This window comes from Tyzzerella sp. An114, from assembly GCF_002161055.1.
Taxonomy (GTDB): Bacteria; Bacillota; Clostridia; order Lachnospirales; family Anaerotignaceae; genus Fimicola; species Fimicola cottocaccae.
In genome coordinates, this window is the sequence record NZ_NFLT01000017.1 from 1 (window position 1) to 13,944 (window position 13,944).

The 13,944-nt window shown below is 31.5% G+C and carries 8 protein-coding genes; all 8 read left to right on the top strand.

From position 1 onward, the window contains the following. Window positions 1-340: 340 nt before the first annotated feature. The 8 genes from B5E58_RS11260 to B5E58_RS11290 all read left to right on the top strand — a co-directional run bounded on the left by B5E58_RS11260 (window position 341) and on the right by B5E58_RS11290 (window position 13,932). Window positions 341-724: a hypothetical protein gene (locus B5E58_RS11260; RefSeq protein ID WP_088109761.1), complete on the top strand. Its 384-nt coding sequence runs from the start codon at window positions 341-343 to the stop codon at window positions 722-724. A gap of 197 nt (window positions 725-921) precedes the next feature. Further along, window positions 922-1,062: a hypothetical protein gene (locus tag B5E58_RS13670; protein ID WP_164493559.1), complete on the top strand. Its 141-nt coding sequence runs from the start codon at window positions 922-924 to the stop codon at window positions 1,060-1,062. Between the two features lie 71 nt (window positions 1,063-1,133). After that, window positions 1,134-2,408 (top strand): DUF2971 domain-containing protein, encoded by a 1,275-nt coding sequence (locus B5E58_RS11265; protein ID WP_088109762.1) that lies wholly within the window; start codon window positions 1,134-1,136, stop codon window positions 2,406-2,408. A gap of 96 nt (window positions 2,409-2,504) precedes the next feature. Continuing rightward, window positions 2,505-2,771, top strand: a complete 267-nt coding sequence (locus B5E58_RS11270; protein ID WP_088109763.1) for a hypothetical protein — start codon at window positions 2,505-2,507, stop codon at window positions 2,769-2,771. 783 nt (window positions 2,772-3,554) lie between these two features. Further along, entirely contained in the window at window positions 3,555-3,920 is a 366-nt protein-coding gene (locus tag B5E58_RS11275; protein WP_275532731.1) for an RrF2 family transcriptional regulator, read from the top strand. A gap of 373 nt (window positions 3,921-4,293) precedes the next feature. Beyond that, on the top strand, window positions 4,294-12,114 hold the full coding sequence (locus tag B5E58_RS11280) for a GLUG motif-containing protein (protein ID WP_088109765.1): 7,821 nt from the start codon (window positions 4,294-4,296) through the stop codon (window positions 12,112-12,114). After that, window positions 12,086-13,405, top strand: coding sequence for a hypothetical protein (locus B5E58_RS11285; protein ID WP_088109766.1), 1,320 nt, complete (start codon window positions 12,086-12,088; stop codon window positions 13,403-13,405). The genes B5E58_RS11280 and B5E58_RS11285 overlap by 29 nt, the downstream gene beginning before the upstream one ends. Next, complete coding sequence (locus tag B5E58_RS11290; RefSeq protein ID WP_088109767.1) at window positions 13,402-13,932, top strand: signal peptidase I; 531 nt, start codon at window positions 13,402-13,404, stop codon at window positions 13,930-13,932. The genes B5E58_RS11285 and B5E58_RS11290 overlap by 4 nt, the downstream gene beginning before the upstream one ends. Window positions 13,933-13,944: the final 12 nt, after the last annotated feature.

The following is a 13,944-nucleotide window of genomic DNA, read 5'->3' on the forward strand; positions in this document are numbered from 1 at the left end:
ATTATTGTAATAACACATTGTTTTATTTAGATATATAAGCTAACATGAAAAAATAAAATATATATTTACAATAGCAGTATACAAGAAAAGATAAATATAATATTATTTAATAAAACAAATAATAGATTTAATTAGATACTTTTATATGAAGAACATAAAAATGTATAGTGTAATAAAATGATATAAGTTAAAACACAACTAAACTATTGTTAACGAGATGAATAAGAAATAAATGTCCGACAAAATAGTGTGAATTATGAAGCTGATTCAATGAAAAAATATTGCAAAATAAAAACGATATTGATATAATATATATTGAAACAGAAAGGAGGCAAGTAAAGTGATTGATTTGACTAATTTTAAGGCGTTTGATTTTAATGAAGGGTTACCTTATGTATCTATCACAAATAATGGTCTTACATTTAATAAGTCGGTTATTATGAAGATGAATTATCCAACTTACATTAAATTATTAATAAATGAAAATGATAAACAGATGGCAATTCAAGCTTGTGATGAAAAAGATGATAGATCAGTACAGTTTTTTAAAGAAAAGGCTAATGGAGTGTTGTCTGTTAGATTGAACTCCAAAGATTTGATTAGTACAATTGAAAGAATTTGTGAATGGAATCTAAAGCAAACATCATATCGTGTTAATGGTATGATTATTCCAGAAGCGTCATTGATGTTATTTAATTTTTCTGATGCTATTCCAATGACTTAAACTAGCTAAAATTCTGATTTCAAAAAAAGAGCTTATATGAGGGCTCAATCTCATATAAGCTCTTTGAGAAAAAGCAGAGATAAAAGGTCATCTACTAAATCTCTTACTACCAATTTGAGTTTAGCATTTGTCTCTGCTCTTTTCCATACTTTCATAGATTCGTCTGTGAAAAATCTTTTGGAAAGGAGTTTGATTGTATGGCTAAAAACGATAAACAAGTAAATCTTGTGTTTACACCTTACATAACACTGAAAAACGGACGTCGTATATATGCAAGTCAGTATGGTAAAAAGGTGTTTTGTTTTCCTAAAAATAATGACAAAGATTTGAAAAGATAATTAATATTAAATAATTTTAAGAATGTTAGGTGACCACATTCTTTTTTTAAAAGAAAGGTGGAAATATTAATATGAAAACTATTAATTCTAAAATACAAAAATCTTTTGTTGAAGATACTTTATCGAATAATAATTTAAATGAAACTGTTGTAAATGATTTAGATTTTAGAACATCTTTAATTAAAACATTGAAAAGTGCTGTTCCTAAAATAGCAGAATCATGTTGTATTGTAAATGGTGAACTTATGAATCTTGATGAAATACAGGGTATGGGTTGTGATGAATTTAGTTTACGTGCTAAAATAAATATGCCATTAAAATTGTATAAATATTTTTCTAATAAACCAACTGATTTAATTGACGAGAACTCAGGAAAAGCTATTATAGATAAGAATACTAATAAGCCAAAAACTATAAATTACCATATACAAGCATTAAGAGATAATACAGTTTTCATGCAGTCCCCAAATTTATTTGATGATGTATATGATTCTGATATTAGTTTGAACTTTAATGAATATGAAAAAACTCGTTTGTTAGAATATTGTAAATATTGTGAACTTAATGTTTGTGAATCAATGTCTACGCAGGAACTTGGTAATTTATTGTTACAAGTGTTATATGAATCCTTTAATTCTTTTGGAAATTTTAATTCTATTTTTAAGATAAAACCTGTTTCAGAAATTGAAGAATTATCAAATAAGAATTTTTTATTTAAATTGAAAGATGAATTCTTAAAAGATGGAGATTGGAATACACTTATATCTCGTGTAATTATTTCAGATTTTAAAGAGTATTCTCAACGTTTACAAAATACATTTAGAGCAACTTGTTTTACAACAACCCCATATTCTCAGTTGATGTGGGGAGGTTCTTACGCTGATTGTCATAAAGGATTTTGTATTGAGTATACAATAATTCCTAATGATCCACAATATCAAAATCTATTTTATAATTTGTTTCCTATGATTTATTGTAAAGTACGTCCAAATATGACAAAAAAACTTGCAAAATTTGAAGATAAAGAATGGACAAAAGAAATCTTATGGGATATTTATTTTCATGGAGCGTTGAGAAAAAGCATTGATTGGGCATTCCAAAACGAGTGGAGACTATTACTTCCTATGAAGAAAAATCTATCAATAAAAGATTACTGTGTTCCATTTTTTCCAATTACTAAAGTGTTTTTAGGAAATAGAATGTCAAAAGCTGCACGAAAAGAGATTATAGAAATATGTCATGATAAAAATATTCCTTATATTGGAGTTACAAGAAACCCTGATATTTTTGAAATGCAAGAATGTGCTATTAAGTGTGAAGACTGTCCTAATTATATAAATAATTAAATATTATATTGAAATAAGAAATTTTAGAAGTTTTCAAGTTTTATTATTTATCAATAAAATCTATAACTAAATTTATATTTACAAAGGAGGTTTTTTATGATTAAATTGAGTTCAAAGGTACAATGTCCTTATTGTGGAGAAAATTTTATAGTTTCTTGTAATGATTATGTAATTGATGAAAGTTCATACGAACGTGAAATGGGTGAAGAAATTGAATACACTATAGAATGTGAAGAGTATGCATGTCCTGTTTGTCATAGGCATTTTATATTTTCAGGATCTATTTGGGAATATCCAGTGGGCTGTGAAAATCATAATGAGATTATAGTTAAGCCATATGAAGATTATACTGATATTGAATAATTAAATAAATTATAAAATAAGTACAAACTTAATTAAAATTTATTATTTTTAAATTAATTGAGTTTTTAAGTGAATTAATAAAAGATTATTTCAAAATTTATATTTAATGAAAAGAGAAAAATCAGGAATAGAATGAAATAGCTATTTCTGATTTTTTTGTTTCCATTAATTATTTAAATAATTCAGAAAACAAAGAACCCCAAATTTTGAAAAATAACTCTATACCAAGGGACAAGTGTTTCCTTATGTCATACTATTTATATCGTCATGATGGGATGAGTAGTCAAATGTGATGACATAGTAAAAAAGCCCGAGAAATCAACGTTTTCAGAGGTTTTTTTGAAGGATTTTTACATGACAAAAAGATGAAGTTCCATAGATGACATGGAAAAGATTAGGTGAATTCAAATTTTAATGCAGTATGATTTTAAAATTATACTGCATTTTTTGTATTCAAAAATAATATAAAGTTTACTTTAAAAGGAGAGTTGTATATGGAGTTTTAAATTAAATAGCTTGATAATTTAAAATATTATCAGCATCATATAATCAATATAGCAATAAAAAGAGAAGGAGTGAGAGGAGAAAAGAAATATTTTTAATCACAAGTTTTTGAAAGTTAAGAGAAATACTTTGAATATTAAATATATTTTAGTGAAGTTTTGAATTTATAATAAAATAAAAATGATTTATTTTTGAAGTATTTTATTTAAGGAGGAATAAGTATACAGTTTAATACAACAAGTGAATATGCTATAAGAACGGTTTTATATTTAGCACAAGATAGAAAAAGAAGTTGTTCAGCAAAATAGATTGAAAAAAATAATGTGTGTTCCTTCTGAATACTTGTCTAAACTTACAAAATCACTTAGATTATCATGTATTATAGAAACAGTACAAGGAGCAAATGAAGGATATAAACTTTCAAAAAGACCCGAAGACATCACGTTATATGACGTATTAAGTCTTGCTGAAAGGAGTTTAAATATAAATAGTTGTATAGATGATTTGAAAAATTGTTCAAGAAATGCTGCTGATACTTGTCCGGTAAGGGGTATTTTGTATGATATAAATAATGAATTTAATATAAAATTTAAAAGTATAACTGTACAAAATCTTTTAGACAGAAATAATAATGTAAATAATTAAAAAATTATATTTTAGATTTAAAACAATTAATTTAGTAACATTTTCGGTATAATACTTTATGATAAATATATTCTCAATAAAAACAGATTAATTATCAATTTAATTAATCTGTTTTTATTTTTGTGCAATATATATATATATATATATATATATATAGAATTTTGTGTATATTGTATATAAATATGACTTATTTTGTCGTTTTTGTATTGCAAAAAAATATTTATGATGATAACATAATTACATAATACGTCTGATCATATCAGATTTGAATATTTTGAAAGGTATTTTCTAAAATAATGTTATTGAAATACTTATTTAATTTTTGGGGGGGATTAATATAAAAACGCGATTTAATAAGAAGATAGCACTTTTAATGGTGCTTTGTTTTATTGTTCAAACATTTACACCAACTGTAGCTTTTGGAGTTACAGAAACATATCCTGAAGTTTTAACAGGAGATAATATAGAATTTTTTGAAGAAGTAAAAGATAACATTCCCCCAGATGAAAATACTGAAGAAAATATTTCACAAACAGAAATGGCAGAAACGGGGACGCAACAAGAAGATAATAGTAGTATAAGTAATGATGCGGCTTCGGAAAATACTGATACTACTAATAATAATAGTGGGGTTGAAAGTGAGGTTTCTTTAAATACGGAAAGTATAGAAAGCTCTTCTAGTGAAGTTAAAACTTTATTATTGGAAGAAACTGAAAATATTGATTTTAGTAAATATAGAGTAGACATATCAGAAGTTGAAGGGTCTTATGGTGGATTTATAGGTATAGGTGAATTAGACTATTATTATAAATTTGATAATGCACAACCAATATATAATCCTATTTATAAGGAAACAAATGAAGATGGAACAACAACAGAATATATAGTTATTACAAATAAATCACAATTTGAAGCAATTGGTTCTAATAAACCAGTTGTTGGTGGTTGGGTCACTGTAATATTTGAAAAAGTTTGGGTTGGAGGCTTATTAGGTCGTAATGAGTTACAATATAGAAGTAATGATACATCTAATTATGAAGGTGATATGGGTGCTACGAGTATATCTGATATGGGAGGAATAAGTGAAAAATTAACTCAGTCAGATGGAAGTGTTGGACAGAGTGTATCTTCAAGTGATGATATTATAACTGTAAATATTGGATATGGCGACACAGGAAAAAAATATTCAACAAATGAAAATTACCTTATTGCCAACGATATTGACCTTTCAGGAGTAGATTGGAAACCTTGGAATTATAGCGGTAAGATAATTCGTGGTGAGGTTACTTTAACTAATGGTACAACTAGAAATCCTGTTATTTCAAATATATCTATAACAGAAGATGAAGAAGATACAACAGGAAAAGGTGCTACTAATATGGGTGTTGGCTTCTTTGGTGCTGTATATTCAAAGGGTTCTGGTGAAGATGTTAAACCAGTTGAAGATGAAAGACCTTGGTGGGATATAATAGGAAATATTTTAGGAGGTTTATTTGACCTTGTAGAGGGGCTTTTTAGTACACTAGGCGGTCTTGTTACTGATATTATAGGTTCCATAGCTGGTTGGGAAAATATTACAACATTGAATATGTCATCTGTTGAGATTACAGGTTTAGATTTGAACATTGTTGGAATTGAAACTGATGGATTATATCAAACAAAAGACATTAACGGTGAAGCACAAGATAATAATATGCCAGTTGGTTCTTTTGCCGGTCAGTTTGCAGGTGATGTAACAGTTACAAATTGTAATGTTATAAGTACAATAAATACGGTTAATGGTGAAGAGTTTATTGGCGGCTTTGTTGGAAAAACAGTAGGTGCAACAAATTATTTGTTACATGGCACAACAAGCGGACTTGATAATACATTATCAGGACTTGGAGAATTAGTTGATGGTGCATTAAATTTCCTTTTACCTACTGATGATTTAGTAACAGGTCTTATTTCAAAATTAGGTATAAAAAATCTTGTGCCTACAAAATATAAACCTGTTAAAATAGCAAATTGTTCTGTTTCTGTAAATAGTGTTAAAGCAGCACAGAATTATGCTGGTGGATTTGTAGGACGTGCACAGGGTACAAAAATTACAGATTGTCACGTTACTAATATAAGTTCGGTAACAGCTAATTCAAATGTAGGTGGATTTGCAGGAAGAATTGCTAATGCTTATATACTTGGTTTATTACAAGGACTTGGTGTAAATCTTGTGAACTTCCCTGTTGGTAGCGAAGTTAAAAATTCTACAGTTGAAGGAAAGAGTTTAAAAGTAAAATCTACTACTTCTAGTGATGATGATAATCCTTTTGCCTATGCCGGAGGTTTTGCTGGTGCTGTTATGGCAAGCGATGTTATATATGAAAAAACAGAGGAGACAGAAAACACAAGAAGTGAAGATTATTGTGGTGTTAAAGGTTTATCTGAGGTAAGTGGTATCAAGGGATATGTAGGTGGATTTACAGGTTATGCTGGTGTTGGTGATTTAGCAGAAGCTTTGAATTTACTTTCAGAATTACTTGATTTAGATTTAAATCTTAAAACAGGTGAAGATGGAAAAATAGAAGTTCCTCTTGGTTCAAATGTAAGTGACTTACTTAACACTATTCTTGGTGTAAACCTCAATGCAGGTATATTAAGTATTATTGGTTTAAATCCTGCTCAGTTAGTAGGTTGTAGAGTTGAAGGAAGCGGATATACAGTAACTTCTTCTGTGGGAAGTAGTGTAGGTGGTTTTGCTGGTTTCCTTCATGGTGGTCAAATTCTTGAACAGAAAGTTGAAAGAAACTATGACCGTGTTCAGGCAACAGACTCAAAAGGAATACCATTATTTGTAGATTCAAATGCAGTTACAAATTCTGATGGAACAGCAAAAGGTGCTGTTTATGCAAGACTTGATTCTGATGGAAAGGTTATATATGAAGATGTACATGGTGAAATAATATCATCAGTAAATACTGTTACATCTAATGATGAAGATACTCTTTATAATGTATACGATACTGTATTTATAAATACATCAAATAATAATAAAGTTACATTAATGTCATCTTTTAAAGATGAAAATTGGGATTCTGTTTTAGATTCTGATGGGAATGTTATTACTGATGTTAATAAACTACCTAAAAAAGAAGGTTCGACTAGAATAGTATTCCCTGTTTACCAGCAGACAACAACAGCAGAAGGCTATGTTCAGTTTACATATAATTATGTTGGGGATAATAATGAAGCAGAACAGATTACAGTATATAGAGATAATTCTAATAAATATTATACTAGGGATGAAAATGGTGAATACAAAGAATTTACAGGAGTAAATGCTGAAAATCTTTCTGTTGATGCATTACAGGTTGCTGTTGATGATAGTATGATTGAAACAGAAGAAGGAACAGCTGTAACTACATATGTAGATGGTCTTGAATCGGTTAAGGGTGTTGATTATGTAGGTGGCATTGCGGGACAGGCAAAACTTTGTTCAGCTGTTGATTTATTAAGTAATCTTACAGCAGTACAGTATGAGCGTTTTGAAATAAACAATGTTACATGTAACGGTATTAGTAGTGGATATACAGTAGAAGCTACAGGAGAAAATTCTCGTGCTGGTGGTGCTGTTGGTTATGCCATGGGTGGTGACATTGTTAATGTTCAGTTAAATGATATATCTAGTGTAACTGCTAAATCATATGCTGGAGGTTTCGGTGGTCAGATTGTACCAGGAACAGTTGCAGGACAAGATGGAAAAGGGCTTGAACTTCTTGGTATTGTATCTATAAACAATCTTTTAAATGTAGTTGATGCAATACATACATTTGTAAATGATTCAAGTGTTAATGGTGCTTCTGGTGGACTTACTGTAACAGCAGAAAATTTAGATGAAAATTCTTCTGCTGCTGGTTTCACAGCTTGGAGTATAAATACAAAATATGATAAGTGTACTGTAAAGAACTTAGTTAAAGTCGAGGCGGACGGTTATGCTGGAGGTTTCTGTGCTGTTGCCGATAGTGGCTCTATCGCTGGTGCTCTTGATAAAACATTCGGTGGTGTTGATTTAGGCAGTGTTCTTGGTCTTAGTAAAGTTCTTTCTATTATAAATGCTATACCTAATCGTTTCACAAATTGTAATGTCAATGTTGGTGATAATGGACTAGCCTATACTGTAAGAGCTGCATCTTATAGTAATGATAATAAACCTTCTGAACGTATAAATGCACAAAAAAGAGATGGTGTTGATATTTCTCTTGGTAGTGCTGGAGGTTTCCTTGGTTATGGTATGGCAGTACAGATAGAGGGTTGTGCTAATGAAAATCTTAAATCTGTCGATGCTACATCATATGCCGGAGGCTTTGGAGGTTTTGTGGACATTGGTTCTGTTGCACAAATTGGAAATGCTGGTGTTCTTGGTCAAATTGCAAATCTTACAGGTATTGCAACATTACTTGATTGTGCTGTATCAATGATAAAAACAAGTCATTGTCAGGGAACATCAGGGGGATATATTATAACAGCCTTTGATAGATTTAAGGAAGATAGTGGAAGTTATGAAGATAAAGGCATAGCTGGAGGTTTTATTGGAAACTTTGAAGGAAGCCATGTTGAAGGAAGTTACGCAAATCATATTGATAAAATACAGGGCGAGAATTATGCTGGAGGATTTATTGGTAGAATGGTATCCGGAGATGTTGCCAAAGCTGCTGATAATACAAGCCTTATTAATGATATTGTTGATATAGACGGTGGTTTACTTGGTGCTTTAGAGGTTATGGTTCCAAGTGTTAAAAACAGCTATGCAAAATGTGTGCCTTGCGGTGGTACTATATTATCATATGGTATAGAGTATTCGGATACAACATACGTAACAACAAAAATAGGAGTTGCCGGAGGATTTGTCGGTTTAAATGCTGGTGGACAAATTTGGGGTAACTACGATAAAAATATAACTGTTTGGGAGAAAAACTCAGAAACAGGAGAATGGGAAAAAGTTACAAAACATACAGCTATTGTTGAAGGTAGAGAAACAAAAACAGGTGACTATTCCGGAAATGCAGTAGGTTATGAAACAAAAGTATATGGAACAGGTCAAACTTGTGATATTCTTCAGTTATTAAAAGTAGATGCAAATTTATATGCCGGAGGATATAGTGGTTATACAAAAGCTGCCGATTTAGCTTCTCTTGGTGATATAAGTATATTAGATGGTTTACTTGATTTAGGTAGTTTACTTTCAGTAGGTCAAGTTGTTGTACCTACTCAAAGAAATACAGGTGTTACAGGGCCTCTTCGTAATGTTACTAAGGCTCAAATGGACTATTTTAATAAGGAAAATGCAGCAAAAGGTAATATTGCTGACTTCTCAAAATACTACGGTTATACAGTAGGTAATGATGAAGATGATGTAAATGTATCAACATCAGCCGCAGGTGGATATTGTGGTGTTATGACAACAGGTGTTATTGAAAATAGTATTGCCTATGACTTAATTTCTGCAAAATCAATAGAGCAGTCAGGAGGTTTTGTGGGTGCAATACTTACAGGTGGAGTTGCACAGGTAGACCTTAAAAATTCATTACTTGGTGGCTTATTAAGTGGTGTATCAGCTGTAAGTGAAAATCTCCTTGGAGTTGCAAATGCTATTGTTCCTGTTATAAAAACAAGTGGTGTTTATGGATATTATTCAGGTAGCCAAATTTCTGCAACAAATGGAAATGCTGGAGGTTTTGTCGGTACATCAAAAGGTGGACAGATTTGGGGCGATACAGGAACAAGACCTGCAAGTCCACTATGGACAATAGTATCAGATGACGAAACAGAAGATAAAACAGAAGTGCCACAAACAGAAAATACAACAAAAACAGAGTCAAAAGTTAATATAGAAAATCAAAATAATAATAAAGTGACTCTTGCTTCTGTAAATGCATTAGATAATAATGTTGATACTTCACAGCTTGTAAAAACTTATGCAAATATACCTAATACTTGCTTTACAAAGAATTTAAGAAGTGTTACTTCTAAAGGTTCAACAGCCGATGCTGGAGGCTTTGTTGGTTACATGGGAGCAGCTTCTATAGCATCTTTAGGTGGTCTTGGATTACTTAGTGATATTATAAAATTACCGGCTAACTTTGTATCATTAATTTCTGCTACTGTTCCTACTGTTTATTATGCTGATGTATCAGCAGTGAATGACGGTTGGGGATATATAGTAACTTCTGAAGGTGGAAGAAGTGCTGGAGGCTTTGCAGGATTTTTACAAGGTGCACAGGTTGGTATGAAAGAAAAAGTAACTAATTTTCCAAGTTTAGGAGATGGTGATAGTATACCAACAAGTGAAATAAAAACTGCTAATATTACAGCAACAGGTTTACGTTCTGTTACAGCTGGCGACTACGCTGGAGGTTTCTTTGGATATGCTGATGCTGCAAATACATTAAATGTTAAAGGAACAGATGAAGCTGGTAGTAATGAAAAATTTACATTGTTAAAACTTTTAAGTATTGGTGATATAGCTGCTATTGAACTTGCTAAGAGTTATATCTATAACAGTAGTGTAACAGGTATATCTAATGGTTATACAGTAGAAAGTTTAAATGCATATGCTTGGAAGACAGCCGATTGGGATGAAGATGAAAACAAGGCTGCTTGTGTCGGTGGTTTCGGTGGTTTACTAAAAGCAGGTGTTGTTCGTTATTCAATGGCTGATAAACTTGGAACTGTAACAGGTAAAAATTATGCCGGCGGTTTTGTTGGTCGAATGGGCAAAAGTTCAATATTAAAAGTAGATGATATTGCTACAAGTGGCAATCTTAGTATATTGAGTAATTTACTTAATTTAGCTGCTGGTGTTGGCGATGTTTTCGGTTCACATATTCAAGATTCTAAGTTAACTGGTAAAGATACTGGATATTCTGTAATTTCACAAAATGGCTATCATAATATAGCCGGAGGCTTTGTTGGATATGCAGATGTTTGTAGAATTAAGAATTGTGAAAGTGGAAATGCAAAACTTGTTAAATCAGATGAAATAGCCGGTGGATTTATGGGTGCTATGAGTGATGCTATGCTTTTAAATGCAAATCTTGGTTTACTTGGTGGTTTACTTGAAGGTGTTACAGTAAATTTAGACCTTATAAAAGCAAATCGTTCAAAAATAACAAATGTTTCAATAACAGGTGTAAATACTTGGGACGGTTTTGACATATACGGTGGTGGCTCATCAGAAACAAGTGAAGCTATAAACGATATGGGTTATACAGGTGGTTTTATAGGATTAAACTTTGGTAGCACAGTAACAAATGGTAAACTTGTATATGCCGATACTGTTAAAGGTAGCCAAGGTAAAATAAATCCTTATGTAGGCTCTAATGAGAGTACAGCACTTTTAACTGATTCTGAAATAGGTGTTTTAGAGGAGTTATTAATTAAATTAGGATTAAAAGATGACTGGAGTAATTCTGATATTGAGAATAGTAATTTTGAAACTCGTAGTGGTTCAACAGCTACTCCTTCAGGAACAACTCCAACTAAGCATACAGCAACTGATAAAATTGATACATTAGAAACACCACATTATGTAAGTGATAGAGAAGCTGATTTACTTGTTGAAATCATTAAAAATACTCTTACAATAAAGAAAGAGTTAAAATATGAGGAAGGTGCAATTCCTAATATAAATGATTTTGATTATAAATATGCAATAGATATTTCAAATGATGGAAATGTTAAAACTGTATATCTTTCAGCCGGTGAAAGTATAACACTTAATAATATTTCGGGAAAATGTACAATCAGCGAGAGAGCTGACTCTGTTATGTCAGGAAATATCATTCCGGCAGAACCTACTACTGTAACAGTTGCAGCAGAAGGTAATACTGATGTTGTTATTACAAATACTGTTAAAGCACCGCCAAAAGATGATGTTTCAACAGAAGAAGAGCCTGTTTATGTAGCTACAAGCGGAAAGTTTGTTGTCAATAATATTCCAACAGGTGATGTTCCGCCAGAAGGAATAGATAATCCTTGTGAGGTTTTGAATTTAATTCCAGATGATGAAGTTTTAGAAGATGGTGAACAGCCATTATTAAAATCATCAGCAAACTCATCATCAGAAAATAAGTTATCAGAGACATTAATTAATGTTTCGGAATTATTAATAATAAAGGAAGAGGATGAATATGAAGCAGCAGTACTCAAAACTGAATAAGATTATATCATATTTAAAAAATAACAGTAAAAAAAGAAATATAGTCCTTAGTGGAGTTGCTGTTTGTTTATTAATAGCAGTTTGTACAAGTACATATTCATACTTTTCAGCTAAGGATAAAATAGTTAATGAGCTTGATGTTTCAAAGTTATCTTTTGAAATAGAAGAGCCTAATTGGGAAGAACCAGACACACCGGTTAAACCCGGTGATGTTCTTCCGAAAGACCCACAAATAGTAAATACAGGTGAAATTTCTTTTGTTACACGAGTAAGAATTGAGGAAGTTTGGACACCAAAAGATACAACAGATACAACTTTAAATACAATGACAAATAAAGACTATGTTCGTTATTTAGCCAAAATGCCACAACCAACTAATCAAGAATTGCTTGAGATTTTAAAAACTGACCAAGCTCTTTCGGAAGAGCAAAAAAGTTTTGCTTTACGTTTAAATCTTAATGCAGAAGGAAATGGTTGGTATCGTGGAAATGGTGAACCTGGTAAAAAATCTGAATGGCTTTATTATGACAAAATTGTTAATATAGGTGGAAGAACAAACCCTGTATTTAATGCAGTAACAATAAGAACAGCAGAGGATTTTAATAAACTTGCTGATACAGCCGTAAGTCAAGCAGCTGTTTTAAGTGAAGTTGAGGCTAAAAATGCAAAAATTACAGATGATGTGCAGAATAGTACTGATACATTGGCTATATCAAATGTAGTTGAAGAAACTCCACAAGAGGAAACTCTTGATATGCCTACTGTATTAACAGATGTAATTGTAGATACATATCAAACAAATATAGAAGATTATAATGCTATGCTTGCAAAATATAATCTTCAAATATATGTTTATGCTGAAACAGTTCAGGCAAATTCTTTTGCTTGGAATGATGCTTGGGGAGCTGATATTCCTGAGGCTTGCAAGACAAATTGGGATAATGGTATTACTACTAATGAAACAACAGAGGGTTCTGGCGATAGTTCAACAACAGAAGCAACAGAACCAAGCACTCAATCTGAAGAACCTAATACTACTGAACAGACAGGCTCAACAACAGAACCTAGTACTACACAGCAGAGTGCGACTCAACAAAGCATAACAGAGCCTAGTACTACACAGCAGAGTACAACTCAACAAAGCACAACAGAGCCTAATACTACACAGCAGAGTACAACTCAACAAAGCACAACAGAGCCTAGTACTACACAACAGAGTACAACTCAACAAAATTCTACACAGCAAAGTAACACAACTGGAGTGACTGTACAGGGAGGAGCAGCACAGTGAAAAAAGCATTAAGTATTATTTCTGATATAGTTTTTGTTATTTTTATAGTGGCTATTATTACAGGAAGTTTTTTGTTTGCCATAAATAAAGACCCCAACAAAGATATTTTGGGGTTTAGAGTTTATAATGTACTTTCTGCAAGTATGGAGCCTAAAATAGGTGTAGGTGACCTTGTTGTTGTCAAAGTAAAATCAGGAGAAGAAGTTCAAAGAGGTGATATTGTAACATATTATCCTGTTGGTGATAATGTTACAACTGTTACTCACCGAGTTATTAATACAATGATGAAAGACGGTCAAGTTTATATTGAAACAAAGGGTGATGCCGTTGACCAAGCAGACCCAATGATTACGGCAGATGATATTGTTGGTGTTGTTGCATTCAGTATTCCTTTTATAGGTGGTGCTATGGCTTGGATACAGGGACATATTACAATAAGTATTATTATTGTTGCTGTTATTATTGTATTATTTATTGGAATTGGATTTATTAAGAAGAAAAAACAAAATACAGATATTAACGTCTAATAAAGACGATAA

Excerpts from the sequence above, each read along its gene's own strand:
- B5E58_RS13670 (WP_164493559.1), top strand. The coding sequence starts at position 922 with ATGGCTAAAAACGATAAACAAGTAAATCTTGTGTTTACACCTTACATA.
- B5E58_RS11265 (WP_088109762.1), top strand. The coding sequence starts at position 1,134 with ATGAAAACTATTAATTCTAAAATACAAAAATCTTTTGTTGAAGATACT.
- B5E58_RS11270 (WP_088109763.1), top strand. The coding sequence starts at position 2,505 with ATGATTAAATTGAGTTCAAAGGTACAATGTCCTTATTGTGGAGAAAAT.
- B5E58_RS11280 (WP_088109765.1), top strand. The coding sequence starts at position 4,294 with ATGGTGCTTTGTTTTATTGTTCAAACATTTACACCAACTGTAGCTTTT.
- B5E58_RS11285 (WP_088109766.1), top strand. The coding sequence starts at position 12,086 with ATGAAGCAGCAGTACTCAAAACTGAATAAGATTATATCATATTTAAAA.